At 63.0% G+C, this 19,945-nt stretch carries 19 protein-coding genes and 1 pseudogene; 11 read left to right on the top strand and 9 right to left on the bottom strand.

Translation table 11 applies throughout. The annotated features are described in order from the left end of the window. Nucleotides 1-38 precede the first annotated feature (38 nt). From AKN84_RS16850 to AKN84_RS16825, 5 genes are all read right to left on the bottom strand, one after another. Nucleotides 39-1,127 carry a TRAP transporter substrate-binding protein gene (locus AKN84_RS16850; protein ID WP_050421800.1) on the bottom strand — a complete coding sequence of 363 codons (1,089 nt, stop codon included), beginning with the start codon at nucleotides 1,125-1,127 and terminating at the stop codon, nucleotides 39-41. A gap of 245 nt (nucleotides 1,128-1,372) precedes the next feature. Continuing rightward, nucleotides 1,373-2,461, bottom strand: coding sequence for a TRAP transporter substrate-binding protein (locus AKN84_RS16845; protein WP_050421799.1), 1,089 nt, complete (start codon nucleotides 2,459-2,461; stop codon nucleotides 1,373-1,375). A gap of 311 nt (nucleotides 2,462-2,772) precedes the next feature. After that, the gene (locus AKN84_RS16835) at nucleotides 2,773-3,006 is read right to left on the bottom strand and encodes a hypothetical protein (protein ID WP_050421797.1); all 234 of its coding nucleotides are present in this window, start codon (nucleotides 3,004-3,006) and stop codon (nucleotides 2,773-2,775) included. 198 nt (nucleotides 3,007-3,204) lie between these two features. Beyond that, nucleotides 3,205-4,338 carry an Mrp/NBP35 family ATP-binding protein gene (locus AKN84_RS16830; RefSeq protein ID WP_050421796.1) on the bottom strand — a complete coding sequence of 378 codons (1,134 nt, stop codon included), beginning with the start codon at nucleotides 4,336-4,338 and terminating at the stop codon, nucleotides 3,205-3,207. A 126-nt stretch (nucleotides 4,339-4,464) separates the two neighbouring features. Beyond that, nucleotides 4,465-4,902, bottom strand: coding sequence for a VOC family protein (locus tag AKN84_RS16825; protein ID WP_050421829.1), 438 nt, complete (start codon nucleotides 4,900-4,902; stop codon nucleotides 4,465-4,467). A gap of 172 nt (nucleotides 4,903-5,074) precedes the next feature. Between AKN84_RS16825 and AKN84_RS16820 the strand changes: the two genes are divergently transcribed. From AKN84_RS16820 to AKN84_RS16805, 4 genes are all read left to right on the top strand, one after another. Then, nucleotides 5,075-5,977 (top strand): NAD(P)-dependent oxidoreductase, encoded by a 903-nt coding sequence (locus tag AKN84_RS16820; RefSeq protein ID WP_283805524.1) that lies wholly within the window; start codon nucleotides 5,075-5,077, stop codon nucleotides 5,975-5,977. 232 nt (nucleotides 5,978-6,209) lie between these two features. Then, nucleotides 6,210-7,814, top strand: coding sequence for a sensor histidine kinase (locus AKN84_RS16815; protein WP_050421794.1), 1,605 nt, complete (start codon nucleotides 6,210-6,212; stop codon nucleotides 7,812-7,814). A 154-nt stretch (nucleotides 7,815-7,968) separates the two neighbouring features. Continuing rightward, nucleotides 7,969-8,172 (top strand): DUF1289 domain-containing protein, encoded by a 204-nt coding sequence (locus AKN84_RS16810; RefSeq protein WP_050421793.1) that lies wholly within the window; start codon nucleotides 7,969-7,971, stop codon nucleotides 8,170-8,172. Between the two features lie 25 nt (nucleotides 8,173-8,197). Continuing rightward, nucleotides 8,198-8,785 carry a TIGR02281 family clan AA aspartic protease gene (locus AKN84_RS16805; protein ID WP_050421792.1) on the top strand — a complete coding sequence of 196 codons (588 nt, stop codon included), beginning with the start codon at nucleotides 8,198-8,200 and terminating at the stop codon, nucleotides 8,783-8,785. A gap of 2 nt (nucleotides 8,786-8,787) precedes the next feature. Here AKN84_RS16805 and catC read toward each other — a convergent pair whose 3' ends face one another. Together catC and AKN84_RS16795 are read right to left on the bottom strand one after the other, a co-directional pair. Then, nucleotides 8,788-9,078 (bottom strand): muconolactone Delta-isomerase, encoded by a 291-nt coding sequence (gene catC / locus AKN84_RS16800; protein ID WP_050421791.1) that lies wholly within the window; start codon nucleotides 9,076-9,078, stop codon nucleotides 8,788-8,790. 74 nt (nucleotides 9,079-9,152) lie between these two features. Beyond that, nucleotides 9,153-10,730 carry a 4-hydroxyphenylacetate 3-hydroxylase N-terminal domain-containing protein gene (locus AKN84_RS16795; protein WP_050421790.1) on the bottom strand — a complete coding sequence of 526 codons (1,578 nt, stop codon included), beginning with the start codon at nucleotides 10,728-10,730 and terminating at the stop codon, nucleotides 9,153-9,155. A gap of 254 nt (nucleotides 10,731-10,984) precedes the next feature. Here AKN84_RS16795 and AKN84_RS16790 point away from each other — a divergent pair, with 254 nt between their 5' ends. From AKN84_RS16790 to AKN84_RS16770, 5 genes and pseudogenes are all read left to right on the top strand, one after another. Then, nucleotides 10,985-11,614, top strand: coding sequence for an FAD synthetase (locus AKN84_RS16790; RefSeq protein ID WP_244485213.1), 630 nt, complete (start codon nucleotides 10,985-10,987; stop codon nucleotides 11,612-11,614). Further along, nucleotides 11,611-12,135, top strand: coding sequence for a flavin reductase family protein (locus AKN84_RS16785; protein ID WP_050421789.1), 525 nt, complete (start codon nucleotides 11,611-11,613; stop codon nucleotides 12,133-12,135). The genes AKN84_RS16790 and AKN84_RS16785 overlap by 4 nt, the downstream gene beginning before the upstream one ends. A 71-nt stretch (nucleotides 12,136-12,206) precedes the next feature. Beyond that, nucleotides 12,207-13,075 (top strand): annotated as a pseudogene (locus tag AKN84_RS16780) (dioxygenase family protein). Nucleotides 13,076-13,153: 78 nt separating this feature from the next. After that, nucleotides 13,154-14,320, top strand: a complete 1,167-nt coding sequence (locus tag AKN84_RS16775) for a muconate/chloromuconate family cycloisomerase (protein ID WP_244485211.1) — start codon at nucleotides 13,154-13,156, stop codon at nucleotides 14,318-14,320. Nucleotides 14,321-14,485: 165 nt separating this feature from the next. Next, complete coding sequence (locus AKN84_RS16770; RefSeq protein WP_244485209.1) at nucleotides 14,486-15,403, top strand: LysR family transcriptional regulator; 918 nt, start codon at nucleotides 14,486-14,488, stop codon at nucleotides 15,401-15,403. A gap of 9 nt (nucleotides 15,404-15,412) precedes the next feature. Here the strand turns inward: AKN84_RS16770 and dusA are convergent, their stop codons facing one another. Continuing rightward, nucleotides 15,413-16,402 (bottom strand): tRNA dihydrouridine(20/20a) synthase DusA, encoded by a 990-nt coding sequence (gene dusA, locus AKN84_RS16765; protein WP_128970916.1) that lies wholly within the window; start codon nucleotides 16,400-16,402, stop codon nucleotides 15,413-15,415. Between the two features lie 300 nt (nucleotides 16,403-16,702). Beyond that, entirely contained in the window at nucleotides 16,703-19,177 is a 2,475-nt protein-coding gene (locus AKN84_RS16760; protein ID WP_050421786.1) for a TOTE conflict system archaeo-eukaryotic primase domain-containing protein, read from the bottom strand. A 150-nt stretch (nucleotides 19,178-19,327) separates the two neighbouring features. Here AKN84_RS16760 and AKN84_RS16755 point away from each other — a divergent pair, with 150 nt between their 5' ends. Both AKN84_RS16755 and AKN84_RS16750 read left to right on the top strand, forming a co-directional pair. Continuing rightward, the gene (locus AKN84_RS16755) at nucleotides 19,328-19,666 is read left to right on the top strand and encodes a type II toxin-antitoxin system RelE/ParE family toxin (RefSeq protein ID WP_050421785.1); all 339 of its coding nucleotides are present in this window, start codon (nucleotides 19,328-19,330) and stop codon (nucleotides 19,664-19,666) included. Continuing rightward, on the top strand, nucleotides 19,663-19,944 hold the full coding sequence (locus AKN84_RS16750; protein WP_050421784.1) for a helix-turn-helix domain-containing protein: 282 nt from the start codon (nucleotides 19,663-19,665) through the stop codon (nucleotides 19,942-19,944). The genes AKN84_RS16755 and AKN84_RS16750 overlap by 4 nt, the downstream gene beginning before the upstream one ends. Nucleotide 19,945: the final 1 nt, after the last annotated feature.

Below are 19,945 nucleotides of genomic sequence, written 5' to 3'. Positions count from 1 at the left end.
TGCCCCGGGATTTCTGCCTGCGTTGAAGGTGCACGGCGTCAGACCTGAGAGTGGCGCGCCATGAAATTGTCATATCCAACTTCGGCGACCTGGAACCACTGATAGCCGTTGTTGGAGAACGACGTCAGCGAGTCATAGACCTTCTTGAAATTGGCATTGCTTGCCGCGACCTCGGCGTGCAGCTCCTTGGCGGCCTTGAAGGAGGCCTCCATCACCGCAGAAGGGAACGGCCGCAGCTTGGTGCCGACCGCGAGCAGCTTCTTCAGTGCGACCGGGTTGGCCTGGTCGTAGCGCGCCATCATCCAGTTGTTGGCGAGATGGCCTGCCTGCTCGAGTACGTGCTGGTAGTATTTCGGCAGCGCGTTCCATTTGTCGAGGTTGATCATCGCCACCAGCATCGGGCCGCCTTCCCACCAGCCGGGGAAGTAATAGTTCGGCGCGACCTTGTAGAAGCCGAGCTTCTCGTCGTCGTAGGGACCGACCCACTCCGCCGCATCGATGGTGCCCTTCTCCAGCGCCGGATAGATGTCGCCGCCGGCGAGTTGCTGCGGCACCGCGCCGAGCTTCTGCATCACCCTCCCGGCAAAGCCGCCGATGCGGAATTTGAGGCCCTTGAGATCGTCGACGCTGGTGATCTCCTTGCGGAACCAACCGCCCATCTGGCAACCGGTGTTGCCGGCGAGCAGCGAGGTGACGTTGTAGCTCTTGTAGAACTCGTTGAGCAGCTCCTTGCCGCCGCCCAGCATGAACCAGGCCTGGTTGAGGCGCATGTTGGGCCCGAACGGCACCGAGGAGCCGAAGGTGAAAGTCGGGTCCTTGCCGAAATAGTAATACGGCGCGGTATGTCCCATCTCGACCGTGCCGTTCTGCACGGCGTCGAGCACCTGCAGGCCCGGCACGATCTCGCCGGCGGCAAAGGTCTGGATCTGGAACTTGTTGTCGGTGGCCTCACCGACCGCCTTCGCCATCAGCTCGGCGCCGCCGTGCAGCGTGTCGAGCGACTTCGGCCAGCTCGTGGTCAGGCGCCACTTGATCTCCGGCATCGACTGCGCGATCGCGGGAGCTGCGACCGTTGCCGCACCCGCCACGCCGAGGCCCGTGACCTTGATGAAATCTCTTCGCTTCATTTGAATTCCACCCTGTATGATTGTGTTGTCCGAGCGTCGACTGCTTGCGATCGTCGCGCCGCTTTTCTTTGCCGTCATGACCGGTAACCGATCACGCGCCGCCTTCGTGCCGAGGCTTCGGCGGCGAGCATGGAACATCCCCCCGGCGAATGCCAGACGCAAAAAACCCGGCCCCCTTGCGGGGGCCGGGCTACTTAAGTCGAAGCTTGTGGCGCGTTCTCTTCTCGCGAACGCTCGAAGCGCTCTTAGCCGCGGGTGCGCGAGCGGATCATGAAGCTGTCGAAGGTGTACTCGGCGACCTGCCACCACAGATACTGGTCGGAGCGGTACGCCTGCATGGCATCGATCGACTTCTTGAAGTCGGCGTTCTTGGCCGAGATCTCACCCCACAGCTCGTTGGTCGCCTTGAGGCAGGCCTCGAGCACCTCGTTGGTGAACGGACGCAGCTGCGTGCCGCTGGCAACCAGCCGCTTCAGCGCCGAGGGGTTCTGCATGTCGTAGCGCGCAGCCATCCAGGTGTTGGCGTTGGCGGTCGCGTTGGTCAGGATCGCCTGGTAGTTCTTGGGCAGCGCGTTCCACTTCTCGAGGTTGCAATAGGCGTGCACGGTCGGGCCGCCTTCCCAGAAGCCCGGGTAGTAGTAGTACTTGGCGACCTTCTGGAAGCCGAGCTTCTCGTCGTCATAGGGACCGACCCACTCGGCGGCGTCGATGGTGCCCTTTTCCAGCGCCGGATAGATGTCGCCGCCGGCAAGTTGCTGCGGCACCACGCCGACCTTCTGCAGCACCTGGCCGGCAATGCCGCCGATGCGGAATTTGAGGCCGGAGAGATCGGCGACCGTCTTGATCTCCTTGCGGAACCAGCCGCCCATCTGGGTGCCGGTGTTGCCGCAGGGGAAGCCGATCACGCCGAACTTCTTGAAGAACTCGTTGCCGAGCGCCTCACCTCCGCCCTGGTACCACCAGGAGTTCTGCATGCGGGCGTTGAGGCCGAACGGCACCGACGCGTAGATCGCAAAGGTCGGGTCCTTGCCGACATAGTAGTAAGACACGGTGTGGCACATCTCGACCGTGCCGTTCGACGTCGCGTCCAGCGCCTGCAGGCCGGGGACGATTTCACCCGCCGCGAACACCTGGATCTGGAACTTGTTGTCGGTCATTTCGGCGACGTACTTCGCCACCTGGTCGGCGCCGCCATAGATGGTGTCCAGCGACTTCGGGAAGCTCGAGGTCAGGCGCCACTTGATTTCAGGCGAGGACTGCGCGATCGCCGGCGCGGCAACCGCCGTCGCGGCTGCGCCGGCCGCAGAAACTTTCAAAAAATCACGACGCTTCATCGTAAGGCTTCTCCTTGAGGGGCGTTTCCCAGTGACCGCAAGCAATTCTCCGGCAGGACGGTTGCAAAGGCCCGCCGAGGCGCTCTGGGTCGGCCCTTTAACACGGAAGGCGGCCCCACGGAAACGCGACAATGGCATGACCGCACCAATTAAACGAAAGTCTGATGATGCGGAAAATCTGCCGAAAAATACGGGCCCAAGCGGCGGCGCCGACACCTTGCCGCGGCTCGCGGACCTTGCCGCCGATCGCGCGGTAAATCGCCGCGTACGGGCCGCTCGGCTGCTTTTCAACCACCGGGTTACCGGGGCAATCAGCGCCGCGTCGCCTCCCGCGATTTCTTGGCTTTATCGGCCAAATGCTTCCCGCGCCGGATCCAGCTTTGCGCGGTTGTTTTGCTGACGCCATACATCTTCGAGATCGTCGCCGCAGCTTCGCCGATGGACTCCGACTTCTTCGCAACGTTGAACGCCACCCGGGAGGCCTCTTCGCGCTTCTCCCGCGTCAGATGTTTGCGTTCTTTGTCTGCCTCGCGTGATGCTGCCATGTCGATGGTCGCCCCACGACCGTTCCCGCGGTTTCGGCTTCTTCCCTTGGCCGCCTTCAATTGATCGAAGGGTGGTATGATTCGGCCAGTCCCGCACAAACATACAGGGCGGAACCGATTCAGCAATCGCCCGCGAGCGACCGGCCTGTGAAGAAAGCCCGCCGGAGCGCCTCGGCTCGCAGAGACAACTACACGGGTTCAGGCGGCGGCGATCACGCCTTGCAGCTGCTCACGGACCTTGCTGCCGATTGCGCGGTAGATCGCCGCGTGCGGGCCGTCCGGCTCGCTCTCGACCACCGGATTGCCGGAGTCGGAGGCGGTGCGGATCGCGATGTGCAGGGGGACCTCGCCGAGGAACGGCACCCCGAGCTTCTCGGCCTCGTGGCGGGCGCCGCCATGGCCAAAGATGTCCGAGCGCGTGCCGCAATGCGGGCACTGGAAATAGCTCATGTTCTCGACGATGCCGAGCACCGGCACATTGACCTTCTTGAACATTGCAAGCCCGCGCCGCGCGTCGATCAGCGAAAGGTCCTGCGGCGTCGAGATGATGACGGCGCCCTTGAGCGGAACGTTCTGCGCCAGCGTGAGCTGCGCGTCGCCGGTGCCCGGCGGCATGTCGACGACCAGCACGTCGAGCGTGCCCCAGGCCACGTCGCGCAGCATCTGGGTGATCGCGGACATCACCATCGGCCCGCGCCAGATCATCGCGGTGTCCTCCTCGACCAGGAAGCCGATCGACATGATTGACAGGCCGAAGCGCACCAGCGGGACCATCTTCTTGTCGTCATTGAGCTGCGGCTTTTCGCGGATGCCGGTCAGCCGCGGCACCGACGGGCCGTAGATGTCGGCGTCGAGCAGCCCGACGCGCAGGCCAAGGTCGCGCAGGCCGAGCGCAAGGTTGAGCGCCGTGGTCGACTTGCCGACCCCGCCCTTGCCGGAGGCCACCGCGATGACGGCGGCGATGCCGGGGATCTCGGCCTGGCGCGCCATTGGCGATTGCGCGCCGGGCGGATGCGGATGACGGTGCGCGGACGCGGGCTGGACCCCGCCGGCCGGCCGCGGCGCGGGCGCCGCGCCGCCGCCCGCCTTGCGCTCCGCGGTCAGCGCGATCATCGCGACGCTGACGCCGGGAATGGCGCGCACGGCGTTCTCGGCCTGCGCGCGCACGCTCTCCCACGCACGGGCTTCCGCGGCATCGACGTTGATCGAGAAGAACACCTTGCCGTCGGTGACCGTGATCGCCGACAGCACATTGGCGTTGATCAAGGGGACGCCGCGCGGCGACATCACCTTGGCAAGGCAATCGAGAACCTGTTGCTGCGTCACGCTCACCGCGCATCTCCTGGCTTTTTAGCGGGGCGTGATCTCCGCGCAATCGCGTCGCGTTTGTCGCGCCGGAAAACCTCATTCCCGGATCACGCCCAGGAGACCTCCCATAGAGCGTTGCAGCGCAAAAGGCTACCGCGCTCCGACGTCGTCCCGCCGCTCGGCCGGGGCTGCCGAACCGCCTTCCTTGGCGGCCTCGTAGTTCAGCTCGATCATGACCCCGTTGGGATCGTTCACGAAGATCTGCCAGAGATCGCCGCCGGGAACCTGGCGCGAGTCGAACTCCATGCCCTTGGACCGAAGCCGCTGCCGCATCCCGTCGAAGCCCTGGCTGGCAAAGGCGACGTGGTGGACGACGCCCGAGTCCGGCTTTTGTGCCTCATCGGTCGCGGAAATATCGACCAGATGCACGACCGCCTTGCCCTCGCTGTACATCCACGCACCGGGGAACGCGAAGTTCGGCCGCGCACCCTTTTCCAGGCCCAGAATGTCCTCGTAGAACCGCACCGTGGCGGAGAGATTCCGGGTCCGGATATTGAAATGATCGAGCACACCGACGCTCATGCCCATGCGATACACTCCCTTTTTTGTGAGCTTCTTAGGTAGCCCGATCCTAGCACAAAACCGGGGTCTGCCATCCAACGAAGCCGTTGCCCTCCGCTGCGCAGGGGGTATGGTGCGGCTCCTTCCATGGACGGAATGCCCTGCCCGCCGCGACGTTTTCCGGCGGTCCCAAGGGGCGATCACCACGGCAAATCACAAGGTATCAGACATGGCTAAAGTCGCTTTCCTCGGTCTCGGCGTAATGGGCTTCCCGATGGCGGGACACCTCGTGAAAAAGGGCGGCCATGAGGTCACCGTTTACAACCGGACCGCGGCGAAGGCGAAGGAATGGGCCGACAAGTTCGGCGGCAAGACCGCGCCGACCCCGAAGGCCGCCGCCGAAGGTCAGGACTTCGTGATGTGCTGCGTCGGCAACGACAACGACCTGCGCTCGGTCACGATCGGCCCCGACGGCGCTTTTGCCGGGATCAGGAAGGGCGCGACCTTCGTCGATCACACCACCGCTTCCGCCGAGGTCGCCCGCGAACTCGACGCCGCCGCCACCAAGGCCGGCTTCAAGTTCGTCGACGCGCCGGTGTCGGGCGGCCAGGCCGGCGCCGAGAACGGCGTGCTGACCGTGATGTGCGGCGGCACTGAGGACGCCTATGCGGGCGCGGAGCCGATCATCACCGGCGCCTATGCGCGGATGTGCAAGCTGCTCGGACCGGCAGGCGCCGGCCAGCTCACCAAGATGGTCAACCAGATCTGCATCGCAGGCCTGGTTCAGGGCCTGTCCGAGGGTATCCACTTCGCCAAGAAGAGTGGCCTCGACGTCGCCGCCGTGATCGAAACCATCTCCAAGGGCGCAGCGCAGTCCTGGCAGATGGAAAACCGCTACAAGACCATGAACGAAGGCAAGTACGATTTCGGCTTCGCCGTCGAATGGATGCGCAAGGACCTCTCGATCGCGCTGGCGGAAGCCCGCCGCAACGGCGCCACCCTGCCCGCCACCGCGCTGGTCGACCAGTTCTATGCCGAGGTCGAGAAGATGGGCGGCAAGCGCTGGGATACGTCGAGCCTGCTGGCCCGTTTGCAGCGCTGAGATCCGGCACGGAGCGAACAGTACGGGCGCGGCTCAGCCGCGCCCTTTTTGCAGGCGATCGAACACCCTTGCGCAAGGCCGTCGGCGGTTCGCCGGGCGCGCCCGCCAAAAGTTAATTTAACTCCCGGTTAACGAGTTTCTTTAGCTTCTTAAGTCATCGCTTAATGATTTGGCGTCACAGATAGACAATGCAAAAGGCCCGCGCGGTTCGCTGGCAGGATTTGTGTTGTTTATGAGTAATCCCGCAGAAAAGCCTGAAGTTGTAGCGCTTCCGGCAGGACCTCAGGTAGCGGCGCCGGTGAACAGCCGGCGTGTCGCTGCGCAGCGGGTGCGCGAGGCACGGGATCGGTTAACGTCAACCAGTGGAACCCGCCCGGCGTTCGACGCCGAACTGCTTCGCCAATACGCCCAGACCCGGATCTCGGCGTCCTACGTCGTGATGCTGCTCGTGGTGGCGACCGGCGTGCTGTTCGGCCTCTGGATGAAGCCAATCGTGGCCGGCGCCTGGACGGTCGGCATCCTCTGTGTCCATCTCCTGATCATCCGCAGCTGCTCCCGCTTCCTCGCCGAGCCGACCTCGGTCGCGGTGACGCGCAAATGGCGGACCCGCTTCGTGCTGCTCGACCTGCTCTACGGCCTGTGCTGGACTGCGATCCTGATCCACCCCGCCGGGCGCGATCTCGCTTCCAACACGCTGATGATGTTCCTGATGCTGCTGGTGATCGCGGTCTCCAGCATGCTGGCGGCGAGCCTGCCGATCGCAGCACTCGCGGCGACCGTTCCGGTGACGGTCGGGATCGCGCTCGACCTCGTGCTCAACGGCGCATTCGACAATTACGTGCTGGCGCTGCTTGCGCTTGCTGCCGAGGGCTATTTCGCGCTGCTGGCGCACCGCCTGCATTCGACCACGCTGGCGACGCTGGAAGCCCGCGCTGAAAAGGACGCGCTGATCGGCGAACTGGAGCAGGCCAAGGCGATCTCCGACGAGGCGCGGCACCGTGCCGAGTCCGCCAACGTCGCCAAGTCACGCTTCCTGGCCCAGATGAGCCACGAGCTGCGCACGCCGCTGAATGCCATCCTGGGCTTCTCCGAGGTGATGAAGAGCGAGATCTTTGGCGCGCACGCCGTGCCGGTCTATAAGGAATATTCCGCCGACATCCATAATTCCGGCGTACACCTGCTCAATCTCATCAACGAGATCTTGGACCTGTCGCGCATCGAGGCCGGCCGCTACGAGCTGAACGAAGAGGCCGTGGCGCTGGTGCATGTCGTCGCCGACTGCCACCATTTGCTGAAGCTGCGCGCCTCCAGCCGCGGCATCACCATCCACGAAGTGTTCGAGCATGGCATGCCGAGGATCTGGGGCGACGAGCGCGCCATCCGCCAGGTCGTGCTCAATCTGCTCTCCAACTCGATCAAGTTCACGCCGCAGGGCGGCGAAATCTGGCTGAAGGTCGGCTGGACCGCGTCGGGCGGGCAATATCTGAGCGTCAAGGACACCGGAAGCGGCATCGCCGAGGACGAGATCCCGGTCGTGCTCGCCTCGTTCGGCCAGGGCTCCAACTCGATCAAGTCGGCGGAACAGGGTGCGGGCCTTGGTCTGCCGATCGCAAAAAGCCTGATCGACATGCATGGCGGCACCTTCACGCTGAAATCGAAGCTGCGCATCGGCACCGAAGTGATCGTGACCCTGCCGCCGGAGCGGGTGATGAGCGCGCTGGCGCCGATGGCGGAAGAATCGCCGCCGATGCAGCCGGAGCCCGCCGAGCCCACGATGGGCGCCGACCGGAAACGTGTGCGCCGCAAGTCGATCATGAGTGCCGGCACCGGATTGTAGAGCATGTCGCGGACAAACGTGACGCGGGTTTCAAGGTCAACAAACGGAAGGCGCTCGCGCCGGGACCATGCTCGCGACAAAAAGCCGGGGCGTGATGCAGCATCGCGCGCCGCTCGGCTTGCACTGGCGGCCGAAACGGTTCAACAGTTGAAGAATGAGCTCAGAAACGCCGTGTATCGCAGTCTGCATGATGGACCCCAAGACGAAGCTCTGCTTCGGTTGTGGCCGCACGCTTCCGGAGATCGCGCGCTGGCACAAGATGGACCGCACCGAGCGGCTGTCCGTCATGGCGAATTTGCCGGCGCGCATGGCCGAAGCTGGGCTCGAGCGCATGGAGCCGCGCCCGAAGCGCGCCTAGCCACCGCCGCGACCGGAGGCGCACTGTGACCCGCATCCTCCTTGTCATCCTGCTCTTGATGGCAACCGCCGGCGCCGTCGTCGCCTATGGCGATCCCGATCAGATCGCGCGCGCGAGGGAGAACCTGACCCAGATCTTCGGCCGTAGCATCGTCGCGTCGGCCTCAACACCCTCCTCTGCCCCTGCGGTGCAGATCGCGCGCAGCCAAGGCGGCGAGTTCGCGTTCCGCGCCAAGATCAACGGCGTCAGCGCGCCGATGGTGATCGACACCGGCGCGACCTCGGTCGTGCTGACCTGGGAAACCGCCAAGGCGATCGGGCTGCCGACCGACATGCTGGAATACAACGTCGACCTGGAAACCGCCGGCGGTCACACCAAGGCGGCGCGGCTGACGCTCGATCGTCTCGCGGTCGGCAAGCTGGTCGAGAAATCGGTGCCGGCGCTGGTGGTGCAGCGGGGGCAGATGAAAACCAATCTGCTCGGCATGAGCTTTCTCGACCGGCTCGAAAGCTGGGGCGTGCGCGCCGACACGCTGTCGCTGACCGGCTACCCCGACGTCACCGGAAGCATCACCTCAAGCCGCCACCGGCGCCCGCGCACCGTCGTCGACTAGCGCTATCTATCGTCGTCGTGGATCGACGACGGATGTCGGCACAGCGGCGTGACCTTAATCTCCATGAACGGAAACAGCGGCAGGCTGGACAGGATGTCGTGCAACTCCTGCGCACCCGATACGTCGAAGATGCTGACATTGGCGTAGCGTCCGGCCACCCGCCAAAGATGACGCCAGGCCCCCGTGCGCTGCAGCTCCATGGCGCGAACGCGTTCCGCCTGCTTCAGCGCGTCGATCTTCTCGGCCGCAATGTCATGTGGAATGCGGACATCCATTTCGACGTGGAACAACATGGCGATGAACTCTCTCTGCAAGGATGGAGCCGCCGCGTGGTCGCGGCGGCTCCAGCTAACCGTCTACCAGATCGTCAGCCTTGCACCAGACCGCGGCTGACGAGGTTGATATCATCGGGATTGACGAGATCCTTCGCCGTCCAACCCGAGACATCGTAGTCGCTCATGCAATTGCGCACGAAATCCTGCATGGCGCCGAGATCGCCGGTCGCGCTCGCGGCCATCAACGTTTCGACGCGCAGGTTCTCGTAATTGCCCGCATAGTTGCGCTCGTAGAGCTCGTGACGGCCACCGAACTCGGAGCCGACCGCGTCCCACAGCAGCTTGAGCAGCTTGATCCGGTCGATCGCCGCATAGCCGTTGGAGCCGCGCACGAAGCGGTCGAGATAGGGCCGGATCGCCTCGCTCTCGAGGTCGGCCGAGCTCGACGGCAGATAGATCAGGCCGCTCGCGACATGGCGTTCGATCAATTCCTTGATCCGCGGATAGGCCATCGGCGCAAACACGCGATAGGCCAGCCCGTAATTCAAATTGGGCAGATTGTAGCCCTCGGTGCCCTGCCAGGCGATGGGCGACTTCACCATCGCATCGGCAATGCCGTGGAACAGATTGCGCCAGGCGATCACCTCGCCGACCGCGGTTTGCACGCCGCGGAAATCCTTCGAGCCGGTTGCCTCCACCGCCATCGAGAACAGGCCGGCGATGAAGTCGAGCTTGACGGCAAGCCGGGTCACGCCGTGCAGCGTGAAGCGCGGGATGAAACCCGACGCCGGGAAGAACTGGTTGATCTTGTCGACGTCGCCATAGATGAAGACGTTCTCCCAGGGCACCAGCACCTTGTCGAACACGAGGATGGAGTCGTTCTCGTCGAAGCGGCTCGACAGCGGATAGTCGAACGGCGAGCCGGTCGCGGCCGCGGTGAATTCGTAGGACGAGCGGGCGATCAACTTGATGCCCTTGGCATCCATCGGCGCTGTGAAGATCAGCGCGAACGACTTGTCCTTGATCGGGATGCCGTAATGGGCAATGAAATTGTAGTGCGTAAGCGCCGATCCGGTCGCGACCACCTTCGCACCTGACACGATCAGGCCCGCGTCGGTCTCCTTCTCGACATGCATGAAGACGTCGCGCACCTCTTCGATGGCGCGGTCGCGATCGATCGGCGGATTGACGATGGCGTGATTCCAGAAGTCGAGCCGCTCCTGGGTCCGCGCGTACCACTTCTTTGCGTTGCCGGCATATTCGCCGTAGAAGCCCGAGTTCGCGCCCAGCGTGCCAAGGAACGCGGCCTTGTAATCAGGCGAACGCCCCATCCAGCCATACGCGACCTTCTGCAATTCGGCGATCGCATCGCGGCCCTTCACAAGGTCGTCGGCCGTTTTCGAGCCGAGGAAAAACGGATGGGTGATCTGTCCCGAGCCGGTATCGGTGAGAACGCCGATCTGATCCTTCTTCTCGTGAAAACGATCGTACCAGCGCGCCACCATCCGCGCCGAATTGCGGAACGCGGGATGCTGGGTGACGTTCTTGACGCGCTCGCCGTAGATGTAGATTTCCCGGCCGTCCTGGATGCTGTCCAGGAATTCCGCGCCGGAATAGACGCTGGTCGTCGCCGCAGGCGCGTCGGCCCGCAGGGCTGCTGTCGTAGTCATGGCTTCTCCTCCGCTAGTGTCGCTCGACCGGCGGACGTCGCCGCACCGATCCGGACCATCCCGTCACGCTCTTGGTCGGCGTGACATCGGAGGAAAAGCTACGCGCTCAACCTGAGCCGGCGAAAGGTATCACACCATACCGCGCGGACCGCCGCGGCTCGGGCTATGACAAGATGGCACGGACCGGGCGGCGATGATCGTTCGGCCGCCGCAGCTGACGCAGCAATCGCGCAGCATGGCAAAGGGAGCGAACCATGGGCAAAGGTTTAGCCAAGGGTTTTGACAGCACCGCTGTCGCTTTCCATCGCGATGGGGAATTGGCCCTCACGGCGAGCGTCGTGACCATCGGCGCGTTTGACGGCGTCCACCGCGGCCATCAGGAACTGCTGCGGCAGACCATTGCGGCAGCGCAACGCCGCGGCGTTCCTGCCGTGGTCTACACTTTCGATCCGCCGCCGAAGGTGTATTTCGGCCAGGCCGAGGCGCTGATCTCGCTCGACGAAAAGCTCGAGCGCATCGCAACATTCGCGCCTGACCATGTCATCGTCGCGGACTTCAACCAGATCTATGTCAGCCGCACCGCGGCCGACTTTCTCGCCGAGTTGCAGCTTCTGCACCCTCGCGAAGTGATCGTCGGAGAGGATTTCCGCTTCGGGTCCTGCAAGGGCGGCACCGCGCAGCTGCTGCGGCAGCACTTCAACACGCGCATCCTGCCGCCGGTGCGCTGCGGCAATGGCGAGATCGTCTCCAGCAGCCGGATCCGCTCGCTGCGGCAATCCGGTCTTGCCGCCGCAGCGTCAGCGCTGGAAAACTGGCGAGACATCGTGACTGCGTCACCGGCCAATCGATCAAGCCTGGCCCAACTCGAGGTCATCAGCCAATGACCGCCATCGATCCGCGCGAGCTGCGCAACGCCTGCGGCCAGTTCGGCACCGGCGTCACCATCATCACGACGCATTGCGAGGGACGCGACCACGGCATGACGGCGAATGCGTTCATGTCGGTCTCGCTCGATCCGCCGCTGGTCGCGATCTCGATCGCGAAAAGCGCGAGGATGCTTTGCAACATCCAGACCACCGGCCGCTTTGCAGTCAGCGTGCTGGCCGAAGGTATGGAAGATCTTGCCTGGCACTTCGCGGGCAGGCCCAAGCTCGACCTCTGCGACGTTTTCGAGCGGCGCAATGAGCTGCCGATCATCGCCAACGCGGCGGCGTACTTCGTGACCGATCTCGCCGACGAGATCATCGCCGGGGACCATACCATCTTCCTCGGCCACGTCCGCGAGATGTCGCTGCAGCCGAGCAAGCGACCGCTGCTGTTCTTCCGCGGCCGCTTCGGCAGCCTCGCCGACCCGCACCCTGCGCCCGCGATGCTGGAGAACGCCGCCTACGAATTCGTCTGGTGAAGCCAGCGCCGAGATTCCCGAAACCGGGGATGCAAGTTTGATCAAAACTGCAAGAAAAGGAGGAAACGACCATGCTGAACGTCAACAAGGACACCATCACCGACCACGTGATCGCCGCGCTCTCACCGGACATCCCGGATCGCAACCGTCAGATCATGACCAGCCTGATCCGTCACATGCACGCCTTCTGCAAGGAGGTCGACCTGACCTTCGCCGAATGGTTTGCCGCCTGCGAATTCCTGCGTCGTGCCGGCGATATCTCGGACGAGAAGCGCAACGAGTTCATCCTGATCGCTGACATTCTCGGCGTCGAGGTGCTGGTCGACATGCTCGACCACCGGGTGACGGACGGCGAAAGCGAGTCCACTGTGCTCGGGCCGTTCTACCGGGAAAACCCGCCGGTGCTGCCGAAGGGCGCCTCCATCATCAAGAAGACGTTCGACAATGCGCAGACCGTGAAGGTCAGCGGGCGGATCAGCGACACCGCGGGACGGGCGATCGAGGGCGTCACCATCGACGTCTGGGAAGACGCGCCGAACGGGCTCTATGATCTGCAAGACCCCGAGCAGCCGGCCTATAATCTGCGCGGCCGGTTCACGACCGATACCAACGGCGAATATGCCTTCGTGGCGCTCCGCCCGAGCCCTACCCGATCCCCTATGACGGCGCCGGCGGCGAGCTGCTGAAGTACATGGGCCATCATCCCTGGCGCCCGGGCCACATCCACTTCATGCTCTCCAAGGACGGCTATCAGTCGCTGATTTCGCAGATCTACGATTCCGAAACCAAATATCTCGACAACGACTCGGTGTTCGCCGTGAAGCAGAGCCTGATCGGCACGTTCGCGAAGGCGCCGGCCGGCGCCGACACCGATCTCGTGCTCGCCTTCGACTTCAAGCTCAAGAAGGCGGCGGTCGAGCGGCTCGTCGCTGCCGAGTAATCCGTAGCAAGCCCGCCAGACTTCGAAAGCCCGGCGGGCTCAACTTGAACTGACCTGTGAGGACTTATGAGCCGTGCCGTGATCGAAATCGCCGAGCCCGTGGAGCAAGTGCAGCCACTCGCGAAGGACACTGCGATCCGCAGTATCCGCGCCACCATCGTGGAAGCGCCGACCCGCCGGCGACACAAGCTGTCGAACACGGAAGTCACCCATCAGGGCTATGTGCTGGTGCGCGTGCTGCTCGACAACGGCGTGAAGGGGATCGGCGAAGCCTCGACGCTCGGCGGACCGCGCTGGGCCGAAGAGAGCGTGGAATCGATCAAGGCCGCGGTCACCAACTACCTGGCGCCGGCGCTGCTCGGGCAGCCCGCCCTCGCCTTCGAGGCCAACGCCTTGCGCATGAGCAAGGCCGCCACCCGCAATTTCGCGGCCAAGGGCGCGATCGAATCCGCTTTGCTCGATGCTGCCGGCAAGACGCTCGGCCTTCCCGCCAGCGCACTGCTCGGCGGCGCCGTGCGCCAGCGCATGGAGGTGATCTGGGCGCTGGCCTCGGGCGACAGCGGCCAGGAGCTCGAGGAAGCAAGAGAGAAGCTGCAGCGCCGCGAGCACCGCCAATTCAAGATCAAGTTCGGCTTCAACCGGCCACAGGCCGATCTGAAGCGGCTGCAGGCGTTGCGCGCCGGCCTCGGCGACGAGGTGCGTCTGATCGTCGATGTCAACCAGGGCTGGACCGAGGCCGAGTGCATCCGCTTCATGCCCGCGCTGGAGGAGCTGGACGTCGCGCTGGTCGAACAGCCGGTGTCGGCGCTGCAGCTGGAAAGCATGGCGCGTGTCGCGGCACGCACCTCGATCCCGTTGCTGGTCGACGAAGCGGCGTTCACCAAGGAGGAAATCGCCCGCGTCGCCACGATGGGCTGCGGCAGCGTCTATTCGCTGAAGCTTGTGAAGAGCGGCGGCCTGTTTGAGATGAAACGTGCCGCCGCGGTTGCAGGCGCGCATGGCCTCGAACTCTACGGCGGCTGCCTGCTGGAGAGCGGCGTCGGTGCCGCCGCGCATCTCGCCGCCTTCGCCACCCTGCCCAGGCTCGAATGGGGCACCGAGCATTTCGGTCCGCGAATTCTCGTGGAGGATCTGGTCGTCACCCCGATCAAGTTCGACGAGTTCGAGATCTGCGTCCCTGATGGCCCCGGTCTCGGCGTCGAGATCGACGAGGACAAGATCCGTGCCTTCGCTCGCAAGGACTAATCAGATGGCGTTGTCCCTGCGGACAATTGACAATCCGGGGACCCACGCCCAGTCTTCGCACCGAAACCATCGTCTCGAACGCGCGCTGATGACCACGCCGCAGCAAACCCGGCTAGCCCTTCCCGCAGCTTCCCCGGAAGCCCGCGGACAAACGTTCGACTGACCGTGACCGATCGCGACGACGTCATGGACCTCAGGCGACTGGTCTATTTCGTCGCCGTCGCCGAGGAACTGCATTTCGGCCGCGCCGCATCGCGGCTTGCGATCGCGCAGCCGCCGTTGAGCCGGCAGATCGCACAACTGGAGAGCGATCTCGGCGTCATGCTGATCGACCGCAGCCGTAGCCAGATCCGGCTGACCCAGGCCGGCAGCGTCCTGCTCGAGCGTGCGCGCGACGTGCTGGAGCGGCTCGACCGCACCCACCGCGAGATCAAGCGGATCGGAGAAGGCTTTTCGGGGCACCTGCGCGTCGCCTTCGTCGGATCGGCGACCTATGGCGTGCTGCCCAACGTGATCAAGGCATTTCGTTCGGCCTATCCCGATGTCGAGCTCGCGCTGTCGGCGATGAACAACGCCGAGCAGAAGCGCGCGGTGATCCAGCGCGAGATCGATATCGCCGTCGCGCGGCCCTCGCTCGAAGACGAGGAATTGAAGTCGGAGCCGTTGCTGCAGGAGCCGTTGATCCTCGCACTATCAGACACCTCGCCGCTGCTCGAACTGCAGGTCACACGGCTGGCGGCGTTGAAGGCCGAGACGTTCGTGCTCTACCCGCGCAAGCCGCGCCCGAGCTTCGCCGACCACATCCTCAACATCTGCCTCGAAGAAGGCTTCATTCCGAAATCGCAGGTGCTGGCGCAGGATTATCAGACCGCGATCAGCCTGGTGTCGGTTGGCGTCGGCATCGCGCTGGTACCGAAATCAGTCTCGCAGGCGGAACGCCCCGGCGTCGCCTACCGCGCCTATGAGGGGCACAATCCCGGCACCGCGCTGTCGCTGAACTACCGGCGCGACAACCGGATGCCGCACCTCTTCAACTTCCTGAAGGTCGCACAGGACGTCGTGCGACGTCAGCGCAAGCCGTAGTCCGTCCCGTCAGGCCGCCACCGCCGTGCGTGCGCGATCGTCGACCAGCGCGATCGCATCGCACAGCACGTTGACATCAGCGCCCGGCCGAACGCCGTTCTCCGCGAGATGCCTGCGGAACGCACGCGCGCCGGGGACGCCATGAAAGGCGCCGACGAAGTGGCGCGTGATCGAATGCAACCGCGTGCCTTCGGCCAGTTGCCGCTCGATATAGGGCAGCATCGCTGCGAACACGTCCTTCATCGTCGCGTGCGGCGACGTTTCACCGAACAGATCCGAGTCGACGGTAAGCAGCCGCCACGGCTCCTGATACGCCGCCCGCCCCAGCATCACGCCATCGACACGCGCCAGATGCTGCTTCGCTTCGGCGAGGCTCGTGATGCCGCCATTGATGATGATGGGCACATCCGGCAGCGCCATCTTGAGACGATAGACGCGATCGTAGTCGAGCGGCGGGATGTCGCGGTTCTCCTTCGGCGACAATCCCTTCAGCCAGGCCTTGCGCGCATGCACGACCAGCGCATCGGCGCCGGCGGCAATCACGCCGTGGGCCAGCGTATCGAGCGCGATTTCCGGATCCTGGTCGTCGATGCCGATCCGGCACTTCACCGTGACAGGCACCTTTACCGCGCGCTTCATCGCCGCAACGCCTTCGGCGACCAGCGCGGGCTCGGCCATCAGGCAGGCGCCGAAGCGGCCGTTCTGCACCCGATCAGAGGGACAGCCGACATTGAGGTTGATCTCGTCATAGCCGAAATCCTCGCTGATCTGCGCGGCTGTCGCGAGATCGCGCGGATCGGAACCGCCGAGCTGCAGCGCCACCGGATGCTCGCTGGCATCGAAGCCGAGCAGCCGCGCCCGGTCGCCGTGGATCACGGCGCCTGTGGTCAGCATCTCGGTATAAAGCCGCGCCCGCCGCGACATCAGGCGATGGAAGACGCGGCAATGCCGGTCCGTCCAATCCATCATGGGTGCCACGGAAAATATGCGATCTAACATACTGTTTTCTTTAAGCTTTATAAACTCTGTCGGTCCAATCGACTTTGGTGCGACGGACAATCTGAAGCGTTAGAGCTAAAGCATTTTCCTTTCTTTTCAACGGCTTGATCTGATCACTCAATCATTTTCGCTTTTTTTGACCATGCCAGGTACTGCACGGCAGTACCAAAATTGCCCGTGCAGTACCGCTCCTCGACAAGGTGTTTTGGCTACGACCAACTACGCCAACTCGTCGAATTTGAATTGGGAATAGCACTGCGGTAACGTAGATGCCTGACTGGTCAGCGATCCGCGCGGGACCTATGTGGGTTCGTTCGGCGCAGTGGCCCGATCAGAAAACAGATCACGCGTACCCAACATCTCGTAACCTATCGCCTGATAGCCAACACGGCGTTTCGCAGCCATGCGGGCCAGGACCGGCACTCTCATGTCGGCGTAATCATAAATCATCACCTTGCGCTTGACGTCGTTGAGACGATGCAACCGGCCGGCATACTGAGCAAGGGTACCTTTCCAAGCAATTGGCATGGTAAGAAACAGGGTGTCGAGGCGGGAATCATCGAAACCTTCGCCGAGATAACGTCCGGTCGCGACAATGACGCGTTCCTCGGCTTGGGGAATTGCTGCGAGCCGCGTGGCGATTTCTCGGCGCTGTTTTTCGCTTTGCCCACCGCGCAATATGACGACATGCTTTGCAAAACGCTCAAGACGCTTTGCGATGATCTCCAGATGGGCGGTACGCTCGGTTATCACGACGGGCGAACGGCCAGCTTCCAGCGCATTCAAGACGTCATCAAATATGAGCTCGTTGCGTGCTTCATCGGCGATCAATTCCTTGAAAACGTCCTGGATAGAGGCGACCGTGTCCGATGCCGCTTGAAGCTGGAAGTTGGTGTCCCTGATCCGCACCACGTGATCGAATGGGCGTTTGGCTGCCTCGGATCGCGCATCCACGCGATGGCGGACGGGACCACATTGCATAACGATGATCGGGTGATGTCCGTCTTTTCGCGTAACCGTCGCTGACAGGCCGAGGACATAGCGGGCCTTGCTGCGGCGCGCGACCAGCTCGAAGCTTACAGCCGACAGATGGTGGCATTCGTCGACGACGAGATGCCCATAATTACCGACGATATCATCGACTTCGCCCTTGCGAACCAGGCTCTGGATCAAGGCGACGTCGACCTGACCTTTCGGTTTGCGGCGGCCGCCGCCGATCATGCCGATCGCGTCGCGCGGCATATTTGAGAACGCGGAGAGCCTCTCGATCCATTGATCCATGAGCTGACGGCGATGAACGAGGACTAATGTATTCCGCCCGCGTTCGGCCATCATCCGGATGGCTAAGATCGTCTTTCCGAACGCCGTCGTTGCCGCAACCACGCCGGTATCATGCGGTAACAAGGCCCTGATGGCGGTTTCTTGATCGGAGCGCAATACACCAGTGAAGGCAAATGGGATCGCCGCACCGGGAACACGGCAATCTTCGATTGTCACTGTAACTCCTAATGACGCAAGCAGATCTAGTACAGCGTCGAAGCACCCGCGAGGCAGCGCAATGTGATGGCTGGTCAACTCCGCGCAAGAGATGATCCGAGGCTTATCATGCGTCGATCGGCGCATTGCTTGTGCGGCATAGAATTCGGGATTCTGGAATGCCGCAAGGCGAATCAGGCGCGCGATCAGCGACGGTGGCAGTGCGTGACGCGGAAGGTAGATCTGGTCCGCTTGTACGACAGTGATCACACCCGGCAATGGCTCGCGTATCGCTGGTGGCGTCTGTCGTCGCGACGGCAGGGCTAGCCACGGTTCTTCGTCTTCGTCGGCGAGAGGAATACGCACGCCCAGAATTTTTCCAGCTGCACTTGCTTCCTCGACCAGATGCTCCACCTTCGCTCGCGGCACAGATGCAATCGCGGACAGGAAGGCCCACTGATCCGGATACGGTGAGCAAGAATCGTCGATGAACTCGCTGTTGCCAGAACTTCGCGCGAGCCCCTGAAGAGGCAAGGCAATCAAGTTACCGAAGCCACCCGCTGGCGTGAAATCCTGACTCGGAAAAAACCGATCGTAGGATCCGAATCCGATATCGGGGACGCGTTCCATCGTGTCGGTGATCAGGAAGGCCCCGAGACGGCGCGCCAATACCGCCGAGACCGGCTGGTCGAAAAAGATCCAGGCGTGAGCACCGTTTCCGGATCGGGACCGCTCAATGGCAACAGGTATTCCATGACGCTCGCAGGAGTCCCTGAACGCAAAGGCATCCCTTCGCCAATCCCCTTCGTCGAAATCCGCGGCCAGGAACGAACAGGCGTTGTCCGCAAGCATCGGATAGACGCCCATCACAAACGGGGCACCGTTCGGGTCGGTCCCGCGTAGATGGCGTTCGATTGCCACGTCATCGACGGGCACGAATGCCTGATTTGGACATGCTGAACATTTGACTCTCGGTTTTTCGCAAGTCCCACGGCGCCATTCGTTCGCGCAGGCGGGCGCGTAGCCGCTTCGCCCCGTCGTACGGTTCTCCCAACGAATAGGGTAGACATCTGAGCGGCCACGGAAGAGCCGGCGAAACAGGGCAAGCTTCTTTTCGATTGGCGAATTCCGGTCCGTGGGCTCGCCAGCGCTTCCCGAAGGGACCTCCTTGATAGGCTCGGTCTCCTCACTCTGCATCAATCGTAGGGCGTTGATCTCAGCCACGACATCCGCACGCTCGCGCTCCAGCGCGGTAAGCCGTGCCATGAGTTCAGCGATTCTGGCGTCTGTCTGCTTCATTGCCAAGACTGTCGCGCGCCAATGTTTATTCTGCCCGACAATACCAATCCTGAAGGAGCGATTTGACTCAAAGTTCGCTAGCCACTCGCCGGTTTCACAGCACTCGGAAAGGAGTTGCCAACTCATACAAAATTTTGTATATGAGTTTTAATGATTGATATCAAGCCGGTCGAGTTCCGAGGCAGCGCACTCGACGATTTGCGTGCGTTTCCACAAGCGGCTCGGCGTGAGGCGGGACATCAACTTGACCAAGTCCAGCATGGGCGCGAGCCCGACGATTGGAAGCCCATGAATACGGTTGGCCGAGGGGTGCGGGAAATTCGGATTCGCGATGCCGCGGGAGCATTCAGAGTGCTGTATGTGGCGAAGTTCAACGAGGCCGTTTACGTGCTGCATTGCTTCCAGAAGAAGACGCAGAAAACGAGCAAGGCGGATCTGAACCTAGGGGCGCAGCGTTACCGGGATTTGTTAAAGGAGCTAGGTCAATGAGCAAGAAGCGCTTCGCTAACGTGTGGGACGCAATTGAGGATACGCCTGCGCAGGCTGAGAACATGAAGCTCCGTTCCGCGTTGATCATGGCTTTGAAGGATCACATCGCCAGGACGGGGCTGAGCCAATCGGAAGCCGCCAAGCTGCTTGGTGTTACCCAGCCGCGCATCTCTGACCTCATGCGCGGTAAGATCGAATTGTTTGGCCTCGATACCTTGGTCAATATGATCGGAGCTGCCGGCCTGCATGTTGAAATGCGTATCTCGGACGCAGCCTAGT

The organism is Bradyrhizobium tropiciagri, assembly GCF_001189845.1.
In the GTDB taxonomy this organism is placed as follows: Bacteria; Pseudomonadota; Alphaproteobacteria; order Rhizobiales; family Xanthobacteraceae; genus Bradyrhizobium; species Bradyrhizobium tropiciagri.
This window is presented reverse-complemented; position numbering and strand designations above follow the sequence as displayed.

What these genes read in the sequence shown, in the direction of transcription:
- AKN84_RS16850 (WP_050421800.1), bottom strand. Translation starts at nt 1,127, where the DNA reads ATGAAGCGAAGAGATTTCATCAAGGTCACGGGCCTCGGCGTGGCGGGT.
- AKN84_RS16845 (WP_050421799.1), bottom strand. Translation starts at nt 2,461, where the DNA reads ATGAAGCGTCGTGATTTTTTGAAAGTTTCTGCGGCCGGCGCAGCCGCG.
- AKN84_RS16835 (WP_050421797.1), bottom strand. Translation starts at nt 3,006, where the DNA reads ATGGCAGCATCACGCGAGGCAGACAAAGAACGCAAACATCTGACGCGG.
- AKN84_RS16825 (WP_050421829.1), bottom strand. Translation starts at nt 4,902, where the DNA reads ATGGGCATGAGCGTCGGTGTGCTCGATCATTTCAATATCCGGACCCGG.
- AKN84_RS16815 (WP_050421794.1), top strand. Translation starts at nt 6,210, where the DNA reads ATGAGTAATCCCGCAGAAAAGCCTGAAGTTGTAGCGCTTCCGGCAGGA.
- AKN84_RS16810 (WP_050421793.1), top strand. Translation starts at nt 7,969, where the DNA reads ATGAGCTCAGAAACGCCGTGTATCGCAGTCTGCATGATGGACCCCAAG.
- catC (WP_050421791.1), bottom strand. Translation starts at nt 9,078, where the DNA reads ATGTTGTTCCACGTCGAAATGGATGTCCGCATTCCACATGACATTGCG.
- AKN84_RS16795 (WP_050421790.1), bottom strand. Translation starts at nt 10,730, where the DNA reads ATGACTACGACAGCAGCCCTGCGGGCCGACGCGCCTGCGGCGACGACC.
- AKN84_RS16790 (WP_244485213.1), top strand. Translation starts at nt 10,985, where the DNA reads ATGGGCAAAGGTTTAGCCAAGGGTTTTGACAGCACCGCTGTCGCTTTC.
- AKN84_RS16785 (WP_050421789.1), top strand. Translation starts at nt 11,611, where the DNA reads ATGACCGCCATCGATCCGCGCGAGCTGCGCAACGCCTGCGGCCAGTTC.
- dusA (WP_128970916.1), bottom strand. Translation starts at nt 16,402, where the DNA reads ATGTTAGATCGCATATTTTCCGTGGCACCCATGATGGATTGGACGGAC.
- AKN84_RS16760 (WP_050421786.1), bottom strand. Translation starts at nt 19,177, where the DNA reads ATGAAGCAGACAGACGCCAGAATCGCTGAACTCATGGCACGGCTTACC.
- AKN84_RS16755 (WP_050421785.1), top strand. Translation starts at nt 19,328, where the DNA reads ATGATTGATATCAAGCCGGTCGAGTTCCGAGGCAGCGCACTCGACGAT.
- AKN84_RS16750 (WP_050421784.1), top strand. Translation starts at nt 19,663, where the DNA reads ATGAGCAAGAAGCGCTTCGCTAACGTGTGGGACGCAATTGAGGATACG.